The organism is Rhodanobacter sp. FW106-PBR-R2A-1-15 (genome assembly GCF_058789735.1).
Map to the genome: position 1 here is coordinate 99,151 of NZ_JBYTEM010000008.1, position 15,785 is coordinate 114,935.

13 protein-coding genes are annotated in these 15,785 nt (G+C 67.9%); 3 read left to right on the forward strand and 10 right to left on the reverse strand.

What is annotated here, in order from left to right; translation table 11 throughout:
- Positions 1–91: 91 nt before the first annotated feature.
- The 6 genes from trpE to tkt form a co-directional block, all read right to left on the reverse strand.
- Entirely contained in the window at positions 92–1,567 is a 1,476-nt protein-coding gene (gene trpE / locus AC3WTD_RS06665) for an anthranilate synthase component I (protein ID WP_492613297.1), read from the reverse strand.
- A 57-nt stretch (positions 1,568–1,624) separates the two neighbouring features.
- A complete protein-coding gene (locus AC3WTD_RS06670; protein WP_492613298.1) occupies positions 1,625–3,640 on the reverse strand; it encodes an ATP-binding protein in 2,016 nt (671 codons plus the stop codon).
- Positions 3,641–3,652: 12 nt separating this feature from the next.
- A complete protein-coding gene (locus AC3WTD_RS06675; RefSeq protein WP_492613299.1) occupies positions 3,653–4,237 on the reverse strand; it encodes a hypothetical protein in 585 nt (194 codons plus the stop codon).
- Complete coding sequence (gene pdsR, locus AC3WTD_RS06680; protein WP_492613300.1) at positions 4,225–4,914, reverse strand: proteobacterial dedicated sortase system response regulator; 690 nt, start codon at positions 4,912–4,914, stop codon at positions 4,225–4,227. Before pdsR ends, AC3WTD_RS06675 begins: the two co-directional genes overlap by 13 nt.
- Before the next feature lie 800 nt (positions 4,915–5,714).
- Positions 5,715–6,383, reverse strand: a complete 669-nt coding sequence (rpe, locus tag AC3WTD_RS06685; RefSeq protein WP_027492288.1) for a ribulose-phosphate 3-epimerase — start codon at positions 6,381–6,383, stop codon at positions 5,715–5,717.
- Between the two features lie 138 nt (positions 6,384–6,521).
- Positions 6,522–8,531 carry a transketolase gene (gene tkt / locus AC3WTD_RS06690; protein WP_027492289.1) on the reverse strand — a complete coding sequence of 670 codons (2,010 nt, stop codon included), beginning with the start codon at positions 8,529–8,531 and terminating at the stop codon, positions 6,522–6,524.
- Positions 8,532–8,754: 223 nt separating this feature from the next.
- Here tkt and AC3WTD_RS06695 point away from each other — a divergent pair, with 223 nt between their 5' ends.
- Both AC3WTD_RS06695 and AC3WTD_RS06700 read left to right on the forward strand, forming a co-directional pair.
- The gene (locus AC3WTD_RS06695; RefSeq protein ID WP_492613301.1) at positions 8,755–9,381 is read left to right on the forward strand and encodes an outer membrane beta-barrel protein; all 627 of its coding nucleotides are present in this window, start codon (positions 8,755–8,757) and stop codon (positions 9,379–9,381) included.
- A 170-nt stretch (positions 9,382–9,551) separates the two neighbouring features.
- Complete coding sequence (locus tag AC3WTD_RS06700; RefSeq protein WP_027492291.1) at positions 9,552–10,151, forward strand: porin family protein; 600 nt, start codon at positions 9,552–9,554, stop codon at positions 10,149–10,151.
- A gap of 299 nt (positions 10,152–10,450) precedes the next feature.
- Here the strand turns inward: AC3WTD_RS06700 and AC3WTD_RS06705 are convergent, their stop codons facing one another.
- The 4 genes from AC3WTD_RS06705 to AC3WTD_RS06720 all read right to left on the reverse strand — a co-directional run bounded on the left by AC3WTD_RS06705 (position 10,451) and on the right by AC3WTD_RS06720 (position 14,497).
- A complete protein-coding gene (locus AC3WTD_RS06705) occupies positions 10,451–11,455 on the reverse strand; it encodes a class I fructose-bisphosphate aldolase (RefSeq protein ID WP_492613302.1) in 1,005 nt (334 codons plus the stop codon).
- A 137-nt stretch (positions 11,456–11,592) separates the two neighbouring features.
- Positions 11,593–12,033, reverse strand: a complete 441-nt coding sequence (locus tag AC3WTD_RS06710) for an energy transducer TonB (RefSeq protein WP_492613303.1) — start codon at positions 12,031–12,033, stop codon at positions 11,593–11,595.
- A gap of 95 nt (positions 12,034–12,128) precedes the next feature.
- Complete coding sequence (gene pyk, locus AC3WTD_RS06715) at positions 12,129–13,601, reverse strand: pyruvate kinase (RefSeq protein WP_027492294.1); 1,473 nt, start codon at positions 13,599–13,601, stop codon at positions 12,129–12,131.
- A 74-nt stretch (positions 13,602–13,675) separates the two neighbouring features.
- Positions 13,676–14,497, reverse strand: coding sequence for a S1/P1 nuclease (locus AC3WTD_RS06720; RefSeq protein WP_027492295.1), 822 nt, complete (start codon positions 14,495–14,497; stop codon positions 13,676–13,678).
- 163 nt (positions 14,498–14,660) lie between these two features.
- On the opposite strand from AC3WTD_RS06720, the gene gap reads away from it, so the two are divergent.
- Complete coding sequence (gene gap / locus AC3WTD_RS06725) at positions 14,661–15,662, forward strand: type I glyceraldehyde-3-phosphate dehydrogenase (protein ID WP_027492296.1); 1,002 nt, start codon at positions 14,661–14,663, stop codon at positions 15,660–15,662.
- Positions 15,663–15,785 lie beyond the last annotated feature (123 nt).

A 15,785-nucleotide genomic window follows, 5' to 3' on the forward strand; every position in this document is an offset into this window, starting at 1 on the left:
CGAGTCGCACCTCGAACGTCGGAACAACCGCGTACGGGCACACCGCCCGAACGAGTCGCAGGCTGGACGAAGCAGCCGGCGACAGCCGCGCCTACAGCCCCTTCGCCGCCTGCGCCACCGCGCGGAACAGCGCGCGGCCCTTGTTCATCGTCTCCTCCCACTCGGCGGCGGGATCGGAGTCGAACACGATGCCGGCGCCGGCCTGCACGTGCAGGCGGCCGCCATGGATCACCGCGGTGCGGATCGCGATGGCGGTGTCGGCGTCGCCCCACCAGCCGATCCAGCCGATCGCGCCGCCGTAGATGTTGCGCTTGTACGGTTCCAGTTCCTGGATGATCTCCAGCGCGCGCACCTTCGGCGCGCCCGAGAGCGTGCCGGCCGGGAAGGTGGCCTTCAGCACGTCCATATAGCTCAAGCCTTTGCGCACCGTGCCCTGCACCTGCGACACGATGTGCATCACGTGCGAGTAGCGCTCGATCGCAAACGAGTCGCTCACCTCCACGCTGCCGGTCTCGCTGATCCGGCCCAGGTCGTTGCGGCCGAGGTCGATCAGCATCACGTGCTCGGCGCGCTCCTTCGGATCGGCCAGCAGCTCGGCTTCCAGCGCCCGGTCTTCCGCTTGCGTGGCACCGCGCCTGCGCGTGCCGGCGAGCGGGCGCACCACCACCTTGCCGTCCTTCAGCCGCGCCAGGATCTCCGGCGAGGAGCCCACGATCTGCGTTTCGCCGAGGTCGACGAAGTACATGTACGGCGACGGGTTCAGTGCGCGCAGCGCGCGGTACACGTCCACCGGCCGCGCGTTGAAGCCGACGCTGAGACGCTGCGACGGCACCACCTGGAAGATGTCGCCAGCGCGGATGTATTCCTTCGCCTTCTCCACCATCGCCTCGAACTCGTCCCTGGTAAACGAGGACTTGAAGTCGCCCTCGTCCAGCGCGATCGACTGCGTGAGCTGCGGATATGACGCGCCGCCCTGGCGCAGCCGGTAGACCAGCGCATCGAGCCGGCGCTGCGCGGCGGCATACGCCTGCGGCTGCTCGGGGTCCGCATGCACGATCAGGTACAGCCGGCCCTTGAGGTTGTCGAATACGGCCACTTCCTCGGCCAGCATCAGGAGCACGTCGGGCGTGCGCAATTCGTCGGCGCGATCCCACTGCGCGAGGCGCGGCTCGATGTAGCCGATCGTCTCGAAGCCGAAGTAGCCGACCAGGCCACCCGAGAACGCGGGCAGCTGCGGCAGCCGCGGCACGTCGTACTGCGCGCGCAGCTTCTCGATTTCCGCCAGCGGATCATCCAGGTGCCGGCGCTCGCTGACTTCGCCGGAGTCTTCCACTTCGAGCTCATGCCCATGCAGGCGAAACACCCGCTTCGCCGGCAGGCCGATGATCGAATAGCGCCCCCAGGTGGCGCCGCCCTCGACCGACTCGAACAGGAAGGTGTACGGGCCATCGGCCAGCTTCAGGTACACCGACAGCGGCGTGTCGAGGTCGGAGAACACCTCGCGCACCAGCGGGATGCGGGTGTGGCCCTGGGCCACCAGCGCGTCGTATTCGTCTCGGGAGATCACGTAGGGGAGATCCGGATGGCCAAACGAGGAAGCGGCCATTGTAGGCGAAGCGCGCCCTCAGCCACTCAGCCGTTGTCGCGGCATACCGCGCAAGCGCAGGGTGAACGCCACGCCGCTGCCGTCGTCGAGGTTGCGTGTGCTGGCGATGCCGCCGTGGCGTTCGGCGACCAGCCGCACCACGTACAGGCCCAGACCCAGGTGCGGGACCCCGCCGGGGGTGGCCTTGTCGCGCAGGCTGACCAGCGAGTCGAATAGCCGGCCCTGCATCGCCGCAGGCAGCGGCGGGCCCTGGTTGGCCAGCTCGATCTCGGCGCCATCGGGTGTGGCGCGCAGCGCGAGACGCAGCCAGCCATCCGGCGGCGTGAACGACAATGCGTTGTCGAGCAGCTTGTCCAGCGCCTGCGCGATCAGCTCGGGCGCGCAGTGCAACGGCAGCAGCGCATCAGGCAGTGTGCAGTCGAGCCGGCGCGCCCCGATCAGTGGCCGGTAGGCATCGGCACAGCCGCGCACCACGTCACGCAGGTCGACATCCTCCGGTTCGGCGGCAAGGATCGAGCGTTCCATCCGGCTCGACTCGCTCATCGCGCGCACCAGTGCGCCCAGCCGCGCCACGCCGTCGCGGGCGCGCGCCAGGTACGGCTGCGCCTCGGCCGGCAAGGCGGCATGCTCGAGGTTGTCCAGCGACGATTTCACGATCGCCAGCGGCGTGTTGAGTTCGTGCGAAAGCTTCGAGGCCAGCGTGCGCAGGTAATCGGTGTAGCTGCCGACCACCTCGAACAGCCGCTCGAAGCTGCGCGCCAGGTCGCCGATCTCGTCGGGCGCGTCGGTCATCGGGAACTTGCCGCGTTCGAACAGGCCGTCCAGACGTCCATCGTTGAGCTGGGCGCGCTCGGCCGCGTTGCGCAGGCGGCCCAGCCGCAGGCTGAGCTTGGTGGCGAACAGCAGCAGGATGCCGCCGGCGACCAGCAGCACGCCGAAGCTGGTCAGCAGCAGACCAAACAACGCACGGTTGGCGAGCAGCGGCACGCTGCGGCTGGCCTGCTCCAGCAGCAGCACGCCACCGACCCGGCCGGCATGTCCGATCGGCACCGCGGCGGCCAGCACCACGCTGCCGCGCTCCTCGCCGCTGCGCCACACCGATACCGGCTGGCCGGCACCCGCCTCGGCCACTTCGCGGGTGTCCAGCCGCGGCACGTCCTGCGCCCACAGGTTTGCATCTTCCAGCCGCGTCGCCAGCAGCGAGCGGTAGACCAGCGCGGCGAACCAGCCTGGCTGGCCGTCGCTGCCGGGCATCGTGTTCAGGCGGCCGCTGCGTGCCAGCAGCCAGCCCTGCGGCGCCAGCACGCGCGCCTGCACGCGGTCGGGCACCAGCTGCGCCAGCTCGCCGGCAAGCTTGCCCGAATAGCTGAGCAGTGGCCGCGTATCGGCGGCCAGCCGGTCGCCGCCCGCGGCCGTGTCGTACACGCCGATGCCGAGCGTGCGCAGCTTGAGATCACGCGGCAGGCGCAACTCGACCCGGTAACCGCTGCCGTCTTCCTGCCACTGCGCGGCGATCAGCTCGGGCAGGCCCTCCACCGGAGGATCGAGCGGCTGCGCGGTGAGCGGACCGGGCGCCGCGCTGGCCAGCAGGTAGCGGCGCCGGCCTTCCGCGTTGCCCAGCACGAGGATCAGGTGATCAGCCGCCAGCGCATTCGCATCGCCGGCGTCGGCACGCGTGCGGCGGGTGTCGCGCACGTCGGCGTAGAGGTACAGCCCGTCGTCGTCTGCGGCCAGCAACAGCTTGCCGTTCGTGCCAAGCGGCTGGCTCCACGGCGTCAGCGGCGCCCAGTCGTCGCCGTAGCCGTCCACGGTGATCGGATTGGCTGCCTGTTGCACGTACCAGCCCCGGCCCGATGCCGGCGCCACCGCGCCGGTCACCACCAGGCTGCGCGCCACCGCATTCGCCGACGCCAGCAGCGCCTGCGCCTGGCCCTCGCGCAGCAGCGTTTCCATCTGCCGCACGTACAGCCAGCCGGCCACCGGCAGCGCCAGCGTGCACAGTGCGACCAGCAGCAGCTTGCGGCGCAGCGTCATCGGCGCCGGCGATCAGCGGCCATGCGCGGGCGCCGCGTCCTTCGCCCAGCGCGTGGCCACCACCACGCGCATGAAGTCGTCGAGCAGTGCGTGGCGCGACGGGTCGGCGTCGTCGAATGCCATCGACCAGCTCAGCCGCACCCCGCTGGCCGTGCCGGGGTCGCAGAACACCAGCACGTCGTCGATGCGATCGCTGCCCTGGTAGACCGAAGCCTCGCACGGCATGGCCGGATGCCGCACGACGAAGGCGGACACCTTGCCGGCGGGGTCGTGCTGCAGGTAGCGCTTGCGATCAGCCTGCACCTCGTCGGCCAGCATGCCCAGTTGGCGCGGCCACACGTTGAGCACCATCACCCGCTGCGGCTTGCCGCTCCACTCGCCCTGGTACAGCACGGCGTTGACGCCGATCGCGCGCGCATAGGTGCAGCAGTCGCGCGTCCAGCCGGGCGGCGTGGCCGCGCTGATCGCCCAGGCCGGCGCGTCGCCGTCCCGGGCACCGCGCGCCAGCACGCCGTCGTCCTTGCCGGTGGCCGGCGCCGCGACGGTGAACAGCAAGCACGCCAACGCCGGCAGCAGGCGCCGCCTCACGGCTTCCACCGGTAGCCCACGCCGTGCACCGTCTCGATCGCGTCGAACTCCGGGGCCACCGCGATGAACTTCTTGCGGATACGCTTGATGTGCGAGGTGATGGTGGCGTCGTCCACCACCAGCTCCGCCTCGCGCATCAGCTGGTCGCGGTTCTTCACGTGGCCCGGGAAGCGGATCAGCGTGTGCACCATCCAGAACTCGGTGACGGTGAGCGGAATCTCCTCGCCGTTCCAGGTGATGCGCATGCGCTCGGATTCCAGCTTCAATAGGCCGTGCTCGATCACCGTCTCGCTGGACGCCGGCACCTTCAGCGACTCGATGCGGCGGAACAGCGCGGCGATGCGCGCAGCCAGCTGGTGCAGGCTGGTGTCCTTGGAAAGGTAATCGTCGGCGCCCAGGCGCAGGCCGGAGATCACGTCGAAATCCGAGTCGCGCGCGGTGAGGAAGATGATCGGCAGCGTGGCCGATTTCGCGCGCAGCTCGCGGCACAGGTCGAAGCCGCCCTCCGGCTCGTCGCCCAGGCCGATGTCGATGATCACCAGCTCGGGCAGGCGCATCGCGAAGGCGCCGGAGGCCTCCCGGCGCGAACCGTAGCCGCGCGCGTCGTAGCCGAAACGGTTCAGCGCCTCGACGTAGTTGGCACGGATCAACGGTTCGTCCTCGACGATGGCAATGCTGCGGCCCATGGCGCGCTCCCTGTAGTGGTGCGCGCAGCGTGCTATGCGAATCGCGCGTACGCAAGCCGCGCGGCGCGGCTGCCCGCGTTTTGCCACACGGCGACAGCCGCCCGGCCCGATTCCGCCGGCGCCAGCGCCCGCGGCGACGGTTTGATGTGCATCAAGCCATCCGCAGGACGTTCAACGATGCCGCAGCCCGAATCCCCCGACCGAGATCCCAACGCCGAACTGCACGGCTTCGAGCCATTGCGCGCCGCACTGGCGATCGGCGCGTTGCTGCTCGGGCTGCTGCTCAGCCTCTGAGGCGAGTGCCATGGACACATCCTGTTTCGACCCGTACCCGTTCGATCCCCTCTCCGTGGAAGACGGCGGTGCATCCGGCGCGAAGGGAGTCGCGCCGGATGCGGGGCAAGCGCAACCCGATCCCGACTGGCGCCCGCTGTAGCGCGACCACCGCGCCCGTCCCGCAGGGTGGTCGGTTTCCCCTCCTTGCGCGGGGATTTTTTCGGCCGGGGACCGCGCCACGTCGTGGCATCGGCTCCGTTCAGGAATCTGCGGGAACCAAACCGGATCACCCCGGTCAATAGTACTGATTGGTACCGTTCCCCTTGCCATGGAACGTGCCGGCACGACGGCAGACACCCTCCCTGTGAAGCAGTCGTGCCGGCACACCAATCAATGGTGTTTCCTCTCACGTCATCGATGACGTTTTGTCCCGGCGCAGCCGTTCACTGCGTCGGGATTTTTATGCGCGGCAGGTTCGCGCGATCGTGCTTAGCCGATCGCATCGCGCCCCGCGGCGGGCACGCTCAAGCGATCGCCTTGCGCATCGCGGCGATCTCGGCCACGTAATCCGGAGCGTGGAAGATCGCCGAGCCGGCGACGAAGGTGTCGGCACCGGCGCCGGCGATCGCGCCGATATTCTGCGCGGTGACGCCGCCGTCGACTTCCAGCCTGATCGCGCGGCCGCTGGCCTCGATGCGCGCACGCGCCTGGCGCAACTTGTCCAGCGCGCCGGGGATGAACTTCTGCCCGCCAAAACCGGGGTTGACCGACATGATCAGGATCAGGTCGAGCTTGTCCATCACATAGTCGAGGTAGTCCAGCGGCGTGGCCGGGTTGAACACCAGTCCGGCCTGGCAGCCCGATTCCCTGATCAGGCCCAGCGTACGGTCGACGTGCTCGCTCGCCTCCGGGTGGAAGCTGATCAGGCTGGCGCCGGCCTTGGCGAAATCCGGCACGATGCGGTCGACCGGCTTGACCATCAGGTGCACATCGACCGGCGCGATGATGCCGTACTTGCGCAGCGACTGCAGCACCATCGGGCCGATCGTGAGGTTTGGCACGTAATGGTTGTCCATCACGTCGAAATGTACCCAGTCGGCGCCCGCGGCCAGTGCGGCGGCGGTGTCCTCGCCGAGCCGGGCGAAATCGGCAGCGAGAATGGACGGGGCAATGACAGGGGTTTGCTTGCTCATGACGACTATCCGGTATATCGGAGACGTGATTGTAGGAGCCCGCTGGCGGGCGATACTCCTGCCCTGGTGCAACGTAGGGGACATCAAGGCGAAAAAAAGCATCGCCCGCCAGCGGGCTCCTACAAGAGCTGATGAGTCTCAGCGAAGGGTGCGCTTCACCGCATCGACCACATGGGCCACGGTGAAACCGAAGTGCTCGAACAGTTGCGGTGCGGGCGCCGAGGCGCCGAACGTGGTCATGCCGATCACCTCGCCGTCCAGGCCCACGTACTTGCGCCAGAAGTCGGCGGTGCCGGCTTCCACGGCGACGCGTGCGCGGCACCAACCCGGCAGCACACCTTCGCGGTATTCCAGTGGCTGCGCATCGAACACCTCGGTGCACGGCATCGATACCACGCGCACGGCCACGCCCTGCTGCGCCAGCGCACGCGCGGCCTCCATTGCCAGTTCCACTTCCGAACCGGTGGCGATCAGAATCGCCTGGAACTTCGTATCCAGCGGATCGGACAGCACGTAGCCGCCGCGCATGATGTCGGCCACCTGCTGTGCGCTGCGCTGCTGGTGCTTCAGGTTCTGCCGCGAGAACACCAGGCAGGCCGGGTGGCCGTTGCGCTCGATCGCCGCCTTCCACGATGCGGCCGACTCCACCGCATCGCACGGGCGCCACAGCTGGTTGTCCGGGATGTAGCGCAGGGACGCCATGTGCTCGACCGGCTGGTGGGTCGGGCCGTCCTCGCCCAGGCCGATCGAGTCGTGCGTGTAGACGTGGATCGCGTGCGCCGGGATCAGCGCGCTCATGCGCACCGCGTTGCGCGCGTAGTCGGAGAACACCAGGAACGTCGCATCGTACGGAATGAAGCCGCCGTGCAGGGCCAGGCCGTTGGCGATCGCGGTCATGCCGAACTCGCGCACCCCGTAGTGGACGTAGTTGCCCTTGCCGCCGGCGCTGTCGCCGGTGGCGGCGTCGAGGCTGCCCTTCCACTTGGTGAGGTTGGAGCCGGCCAGGTCGGCCGAGCCGCCGATCAGCTCCGGCAGCAGCGGCGCGAACGCCTCGATGCTCATCTGGGAGGCCTTGCGCGAAGCCACTTCGGGGCCGTCGGCCTGCAGCTTGTCGATGAACGCCTGCGACTTCGCGGCCCAGTCCGCCGGCAGCTCGCCGCTCATGCGACGGCTGAACTCGGCGGCCAGCTGTGGATGGGCGGCGGCGTATTTCGCAAACGCGTCGTTCCAGGCCTGTTCGGCAGTGGCGCCCCTGGCCTTGTGATCCCAGCCGGCGTAGATCTCGGCCGGGATCTCGAACGGCGCGTGATGCCAGCCCAGCTGCTCGCGCGCGGCGGCGATCTCGTCCTTGCCCAGCGGCGCGCCGTGGCTTTCCTCCTTGCCCTGCTTGTGCGGTGCGCCGAAGCCAATGACGGTCTTCGCGCAGATCAGGGTGGGCTTGTCGTGCTGGGCAGTGGCGCTGGCGATCGCCTGCTTGATCGCCCCCGCATCGTGCCCGTCCACGCCGCGGATCACGTTCCAGCCGTACGCCTCGAAGCGCGCCGGGGTGTCGTCGGTGAACCAGCCGTGCACTTCGCCGTCGATCGAGATGCCATTGTCGTCGTAGATCGCCACCAGCTTGCCCAGCTGCCAGGTGCCGGCCAGCGAGGCGACCTCGTGCGAGATGCCTTCCATCAGGCAGCCATCGCCGAGGAACACGTAAGTGTGGTGGTCGACCACGTCGTGACCCGGACGGTTGAAGTGCGCCGCCAGCACCTTCTCGGCCAGCGCGAAGCCGACCGCGTTGGCCAGGCCCTGGCCGAGTGGGCCGGTGGTGGTTTCCACTCCCGGCGTTTCGCTGGCCTCCGGGTGGCCGGCGGTCTTCGAGTGCAGCTGACGGAAACGCTTCAGCTGGTCCATCGGCAGGTCGAAGCCGGTCAGGTGCAGCAGCGCGTACTGCAACATCGAGCCGTGGCCGTTGGAGAGCACGAAGCGGTCGCGGTTGAACCACTTCGGGTTGGCCGGGTTGAACTTCAGGAAGTCGTTCCAGAGCACCTCGGCGAGGTCGGCCATGCCCATCGGCATGCCCGGATGACCGGACCTGGCCGCCTCCACGGCGTCCATGGCAAGGGCGCGCACGGCATTGGCGAGTTCGCGGCGGGTGGTCATCGGGCGGTCTCCGGAGGGTGCAAAAGCGCCATTGTCGCCGATCCGGCCGCCAGCTGTCGCCCGCGGCCACGGAATTAATCGCCGCTTAATTCCCCACCATACGGTTCGGCGAGCTTCAGCCACGACCCACTATCACTGCGCCCCGCAGCGCCATCCCCAGGTGCTGCCCGGCCGCGCGCCTGGTCCACAGCGCCGGCCCGGTCCAAAAACGAGGAGTATCCCCATGAAAAAGAATCTGATCGCCCTTGCCCTCGCCTCCGCCACGCTGTGCGCCCTGCCGGCCTTTGCTCAAGACACCACGCCGGTCGCCGGCGGCAACTTCCAGCCGTCACAGCCGATCGGCAGCGGCAACTGGTTCATCAACGGCAGCGTCGGCCAGGCCCACATGCGCGTGGGCCCGTACGACGACCACCCGACCACCTACGCGCTCAATGGCGGCTACCGCTGGAAGGTGGGCCAGGATCTGGGCCTCGGCGTGGAAGCCGGCTACAACGACCTGGGCAACTTCAGGTTGAAGAACGTGTTCAACAGCAACGACGTCAACCTGACCTCGCAGCGTCAGGCCTTGCGCGGCTGGACCGCGGGCGTCAACGGCAAGATCAACGTGTGGCAGGGCCTGTACGTCAGTGGCCGCACCGGCGTGTACGGCTGGCGGGGTCACGGCTACGCCAACCAGGACATCAACCGGCACAAGATGGACAAGGTCGACTGGTACGCCGGCGTGGGTACCGGCTACGACTTCAGTGAGCACTTCGGCCTGGGCCTGTCGTACGACTACTACCGCGCGAACAAAGATCAGATCAAGTTGAGTTCCGATACGGCGTCGCTGACCGCGGAGTACCGCTTTTGAGCCCGGTGCCGAATTAACTCAAGCTTAATACTGAACTAATCGGTATTGAATCTTCCAGGGCACGACCCATCTAAGGAATCAGGTGTCGCCGGCCGAACGGACGGCGCACCGCCAGCAGCGGCCATTCCCCCTCAGGGCCGACTGCCACGACAACAAATTGGAGAAGCTCCATGAAAACGAACAAGACCCTGCTTGCCCTCGCCTTCGCTTCCGCCGGCCTGCTGGCCGTTCCCGCCGTGTTCGCGCAAAGCGCGTCCACCGACAAGGGTGGCTGGTTCATCAACGGCAACGTCGGCCAGGCCTCGCTGAACCATGGCCCGTACGACGACAGCACCACCGGCTACGGCATCAACGGCGGCTACCGCTGGGCGCTGAACCCGTCGGTCGCGCTGGGCGCCGAGGTGGGCTACAACGACCTGGGCAACATCCACCCGAAGAACATCTTCAACAGCCAGCCGGTCGTCGACCGCGGCAAGTCGCAGTTGCACGGGTGGACCGCCGGCGTGAACGGCCACTTCAACGTAAGCCCGAACTGGTACGTCAGCGCGCGTACCGGCATCTACGGCTGGAAGGGCCACGGCCTCAGCAATGACGCCAACCCGATCCGCAAGGGCCTGGACGACACCAGCTGGTACGCCGGTGCCGGCGTGGGCTACGACTTCAGCAACAACGTCAGTGTCGGCCTGAACTACGACTACTACGACGCCAAGAAGGACCGCGTGAACCTGAGCACCGACATGGTCTCGGTCAGCGCGGAATACCGCTTCTGAGTCTCGATGTTTCATGCATCAAAAAAAGGGCGCCGCAAGGCGCCCTTTTTACTGTAGGAGCCCGCTTGCGGGCGATGTTTTTGAAGCCGGGATGACCAGACCTTCGTCTGTTGAGAGCCGGAATTCGAAGAGCAGAAGCATCGCCCGCAAGCGGGCTCCTACGGCTTCTGATCGGTTGGCCGATCACACGGAAAAAGAAACGGGCACCTCACGGTGCCCGTTTCTTTTCTGAGCAGTGCAGCCATGGATGGCTGCCCGTTTGACTCTCGCGATCGTCGATAATCGCGGGAGCTAACCCCTCAGCCGTTCCACTGCCCCAGCGCAGCCAGGCCGTTGTCGCGGGCGCGGGCGTGCACGGTCTTCTGCGCTTCGGCGTAGTTCGCCTTCATATCCTTCGACCACAGCTTCAGCGCCGCCTGCTGCATGGCGCGACCGTAGGAGAACGACAGCGGCCACGGGTGCGGGCCGATCTGGTTCATCGCGTTGAGGTGCGCGGTGGACTGCTGGTCGGTCTGGCCGCCGGAGAGGAACACGATGCCCGGCAGTGAGGCCGGCACGGTGGACTTCAGCACGCGCACGGTGGCCTCGGCGACTTCCTCGACGTCGGCCTGCTCGTCGCAATCCTTGCCCGGAATGACCATGCTGACCTTCAGGATGGTGCCTTCCAGCATCACGTTCTGCTCGTACAGCGCGTTGAACAGGCTGCGCAGCACGGCTTCATGCACCTCGTAGCTGACCTCGATGCTGTGGTCGCCGTCCATGATCACCTCCGGCTCGACCATCGGCACCAGGCCGGCTTCCTGGCACAGTGCGGCGTAGCGCGCCAGCACGTAGCAGTTCGCCTCGATCGCGGTGGAGCTGGGGTTTTCCTCGGAAATATTGATCACCGCGCGCCACTTGGCGAACTGGGCGCCAAGCTTCACGTATTCCTGCAGGCGCTCGCGCAGGCCGTCGAGGCCTTCGGTGACCACATCGCCGGGGAAGCCGGCCAGCGGCTGCGGGCCCTTGTCGACCTTGATGCCGGGGATGATGCCGTTCTTCTTCATCACCTCGGTGAACGGCACGCCGTCGCGGGTCTTCTGGCGGATCGTCTCGTCGTACAGGATCGCGCCGGAGATGTGCTCGTTCAGGCCCGGCGTGGTCAGCAGCAGCTCGCGGTAGGCGCGGCGGTTTTCCTCGGTGTTCTCGATGCCGACCGCCTCGAAGCGCTTCCTGATGGTGTTGGTCGACTCGTCGATGGCGATGATGCCCTTGCCGGGCGCAACCATCGCCAGGGCGATGCTTTCGAGATCTTCAATACTCATGACGACTCCGTGGTGCACGGGCATGCCCGCCCGCACAAGGTGGAAGCCGCCTCGGGGCCGAAGCGGCACGGTTCAAAACGGGGATTATAGGCCAGATGGCGTCCGCCAGCGCCAGCGCGCCGACGGACGGCCCCGGCTCAGGGGGCGTAGCCGGGCAGCTTGCACTGGTCGGTCAGCTGCTGGCGCTGGGCCGGGTCCTTCGGCGCGTTGAACGGCACCACGTAATAGGTGGCGACCGGCTCGCCGATGCGGTTGGTCAGTGACGGACCGTAGCGGAAATTGGAGACCGCACTGCGCGCCGCCGGACCGAGGTCGCTTTTGGGCACCAGCTTGACCACCTGCACGTTCATCGGCACGCCATCCGAACCGATCGTATAGGTCACCGCCGCGCAGCTGGGCTGGTCCAGGTTGAGCCCGCTGTTGGGCACATCCATCTTCACCTGCGTGTTGAGCAGGATCCAGTAGCGATACAGCTCCTGCGGGTCGATCCGGCGCATCTGCGCCAGCGCCGGCGCGACGAAGCCCAGCACCAACGCCAGCAGCAGGCCCTGGCGAAGCAGGCGGGACACGGATGTCATGGCGTTCTCCTGGCCGGGGTGACGGCATGAAGTGTAGCGGCATTGCGACCCGCCATCAGCCGGCGGCGGGCGGCCGGACAGCGGCGCGTCAGCCGTCACAGGTCGCGCAGGCTCTCGACCGTGCCGCCGGGACCGACCGCGAGCAGTTTCAGCGTGTTGGTGCCGCCGACGTGGCCGACGCGGTCGCCATAGGTGATCACCACGCTGTCGCCCTCGGCCAGCTTGCCCTGCTCGAACAGCAGCCGCACCGCGGCCCGGGTGGAGGCGGCCATGCTCCGCTTCTCGTCGTGATCGAACGCCACCGGCTGCACGTCGCGCAGCACCTGCATGCGCCGGCGCGCGGCGGCGGACGGCGACATGCCGTAGATCGGCACCGCGCTGCGGTAGCGCGACAGCCACTGCGCGGTGGCGCCGGACTCGGTCAGCGCCACGATCGCCCGCACGCCGAGCTGGCCGGCCAGCACCATCGCGGCCAGCGCGATCGCCTGGTCGGTGCGATTCATGTGGTGGCTGGCGCTGGCCAGATCCTCCTTCGGCTCGAACTGGCGCTCGGCGCCGAGGCAGATGCGCGCCATCGCCGCCACCGCCTTGTCCGGGTGCGCGCCGGCCGCGGTTTCCTCCGACAACATCACCGCGTCGGTGCCGTCGATCACCGCGTTGGCCACGTCCAGCACCTCGGCGCGGGTGGGGATCGGCGAGCGCACCATCGACTGCAGCATCTGCGTGGCGGTGATCACCGCGCGGTTGCGCTGCACCGATTCGCGGATGATCTTCTTCTGCAGGCCGGGCAGTTCGGCGTCGCCGATCTCCACGCCGAGGTCGCCGCGCGCCACCATCACCACGTCGGAGGCGTCGATGATCTCGCCCAGCACCGGGATCGCGTCGGCGCGCTCGATCTTCGCCACCAGCGCCGCGTTGCCGCCGGCCTCGTGCAGCAGGCGGCGGGCCTGGTGCATGTCTTCGGCCGAACGCACGAACGACACCGCAAGGAAATCGGCGCCGATCTCGGCGGCCAGCCTGATGTCGGCCTTGTCCTTGTCCGACAGCGCCGTCACCGACAGCCCGCCGCCCTGCCGGTTGAGCCCCTTGCGGTTGGACAGTTTGCCGCCGATCAGCACCCTGGAGCGCACCTCGGCGCCGACCACTTCCTGCACGGTCAGCGCGATCAGCCCGTCGTCCAGCAGCAGCACGTCGCCGGCACGCACGTCGTGCGGCAGGCCGTAGTAGCTGACGCCGACGCGGGTCGCGTCGCCGGGCGGCGCGTCGGGGCGGCAATCCAGCACGAACGTGGCGCCTTCGTGCAGTTCCACCGGCCCGTTGGCGAAGGTCTCGATGCGGATCTTCGGCCCCTGCAGGTCGGCCAGGATGCTCACTTCGCGCCCGGCGGCCACCGATGCCGCCCGCACCGCGTTGGCGCGGGCGCGGTGGTCGTCAGGCTGGCCGTGCGAGAGGTTCAGGCGGGCCACGTTGATGCCTTCGGCGATGATCTTCTCAAGCATGCCCGGCACGTCGGTGGCGGGGCCAAGGGTGGCGACGATCTTGGTGCGGCGCAGGGGATTCGGGTTCATGCGCCGAGGCTAGCAGATGCCGCGCGGCGCGCCATCATCTTGCATTCGTATGCAATACGCTGGCCGACCCTCGCTCATCGCGGCGTCAACGCCAGGTTGAGCACGGCGGCCAGCCGGCGCCCGCCGATGCGCAGCTGGTTTTCGGCCACCGGCAGCTCGGCGTCGACATAGGCCTGGCCGATCCTGTGGCCATCCGGATAGAAGCCGGGCGCAGCGGTGGCATGGCAGGATTCCCGCGCCCACGGCGCGTAGGGATCGTCCAGCGGCGCAATCGGCGGCGGCAGCGGTGCCAGGCCCTCGGCGTCCAGCTTCGCTGCGTAAGCCTGCCAGCCCAGGCCGCGCGTCTCCAGCATGCCCGTGTCCCAGACCCTGTGCAGGTTGCTGCCCTTGCCCTCGAACTGCACCTGGTACCGGTTGCCGCCGAGGTCGTCGCGGTAGCCGGCATGCAGCGGCTGGTGGATGTCGCCCGCGAAATGCACCACGAACTTCAGGGCCTCCAGGCGCGCGGCGTCGCTTTGCGCCTTGTCGCCGAGGATCGCCACATAGCGCCTCAGCCCTGCCACGATGCATGCGCCATTGCGGCAGTCGCGCGGCGGCTCGTAGTCGCAACCCGGACCGCCACGGAAATTGACGTAGTGGAGCTTGCGCGTCTGCTGCCACAACGTGGCCTGCGCGGGATCATTCTGGATCTGGTCGGGCCAGCCGGCGACGTCGGCCAGTTGCGTGGTGTGCTCCGCCGCCAGCAGGCGTTCCAGCTCGGCCCCGGCGGCGGGGCCGAGGTGCCGCTGCGCCAGCTCGGCGACCACGCGGTGACCGAGCGGTCCCCAGGCGCGGGTTGCCGGCGCGACCACGAGCAGGATGGCCGCGAAGGCCAGCGAACAACGACGCAAAGACATGATGGCCACCGGCCCAAAGGGCCGCAGTCTGCCACAGCGATAATCCGGCACGGGCCATCCGGGCGCATTCATTGTAAGATTCGGCGGTTGAAACCGGCGCCGCAACCCGCGGCTGCCCATCCGCCATCGTCATATCCAACCGTCTCCAGGAGGATGTTCCCTCATGACCATCAAGGTCGGCATCAACGGCTTTGGCCGCATCGGTCGCAACGTGCTGCGCGCAGCCGTGCAGAACTTCGGCAACGACATCGAGATCGTGGCGATCAACGACCTGCTGGAGCCGGACTACCTCGCCTACATGCTGAAGCACGACTCCGTGCACGGCCGTTTCGAGGGTGAGGTGAAGGTCGAGGGCAGCCATCTGCTGGTCAACGGCAAGAAGATCCGCCTGACCCAGGAACGCGACCCGGCCAACCTGAAGTGGAACGAGGCGCATGCCGACGTGGTGATCGAGTCCACCGGCCTGTTCCTGACCAAGGAAGCGGCGCAGAAGCACCTGGACGCTGGCGCGAAGAAGGTGATCCTGTCGGCGCCGTCCAAGGACGACACGCCGATGTTCGTCTACGGCGTCAACGATCAGAAGTACGCCGGCGAGGCGATCATCTCCAACGCCAGCTGCACCACCAACTGCCTGGCCCCGGTGGCCAAGGTGCTGAACGACAAGTGGGGCATCAAGCGCGGCCTGATGACCACCGTGCACGCCGCCACCGCCACCCAGAAGACCGTGGACGGCCCGAGCAACAAGGACTGGCGCGGCGGTCGCGGCATCCTGGAGAACATCATCCCCTCCTCCACCGGCGCAGCCAAGGCGGTGGGCAAGGTGATCCCCGAGCTCAACAAGAAGCTCACCGGCATGAGCTTCCGCGTGCCGACCTCGGACGTGTCGGTGGTCGACCTCACCGTGGAACTGGAGCAGCCGGCGACCTACGAGGAAATCAAGGCCGAGATGAAGGCGCAGAGCGAAGGCGCGCTGAAGGGCATCCTCGGCTACACCGAGGACAAGGTGGTGGCCACCGACTTCCGCGGCGACGCGCACTCCTCGATCTTCGACGCCGACGCCGGCATTGCGCTGGACGACAGCTTCGTCAAGCTGGTCAGCTGGTACGACAACGAGTGGGGCTACTCGAACAAGTGCCTGGAAATGGTGCGGGTGGTGGCCAAATAAGCCCCCGCGACCGCCACACGGAGAGGCCGGGCAATGCCCGGCCTCTCCGTGTGTGACGCTCCCTGTGTAGGAGCCCGCTCGCGGGCGATGCTTTTGCGAATCCCGAATCCCGGACTTCAGAGC

Coding starts and splice junctions, on each gene's coding strand:
- AC3WTD_RS06670 (WP_492613298.1), bottom strand. CDS start 3,640: ATGACGCTGCGCCGCAAGCTGCTGCTGGTCGCACTGTGCACGCTGGCG.
- pdsR (WP_492613300.1), bottom strand. CDS start 4,914: ATGGGCCGCAGCATTGCCATCGTCGAGGACGAACCGTTGATCCGTGCC.
- rpe (WP_027492288.1), bottom strand. CDS start 6,383: ATGAGCAAGCAAACCCCTGTCATTGCCCCGTCCATTCTCGCTGCCGAT.
- tkt (WP_027492289.1), bottom strand. CDS start 8,531: ATGACCACCCGCCGCGAACTCGCCAATGCCGTGCGCGCCCTTGCCATG.
- AC3WTD_RS06695 (WP_492613301.1), top strand. CDS start 8,755: ATGAAAAAGAATCTGATCGCCCTTGCCCTCGCCTCCGCCACGCTGTGC.
- AC3WTD_RS06700 (WP_027492291.1), top strand. CDS start 9,552: ATGAAAACGAACAAGACCCTGCTTGCCCTCGCCTTCGCTTCCGCCGGC.
- AC3WTD_RS06705 (WP_492613302.1), bottom strand. CDS start 11,455: ATGAGTATTGAAGATCTCGAAAGCATCGCCCTGGCGATGGTTGCGCCC.
- AC3WTD_RS06710 (WP_492613303.1), bottom strand. CDS start 12,033: ATGACATCCGTGTCCCGCCTGCTTCGCCAGGGCCTGCTGCTGGCGTTG.
- pyk (WP_027492294.1), bottom strand. CDS start 13,601: ATGAACCCGAATCCCCTGCGCCGCACCAAGATCGTCGCCACCCTTGGC.
- AC3WTD_RS06720 (WP_027492295.1), bottom strand. CDS start 14,497: ATGTCTTTGCGTCGTTGTTCGCTGGCCTTCGCGGCCATCCTGCTCGTG.
- gap (WP_027492296.1), top strand. CDS start 14,661: ATGACCATCAAGGTCGGCATCAACGGCTTTGGCCGCATCGGTCGCAAC.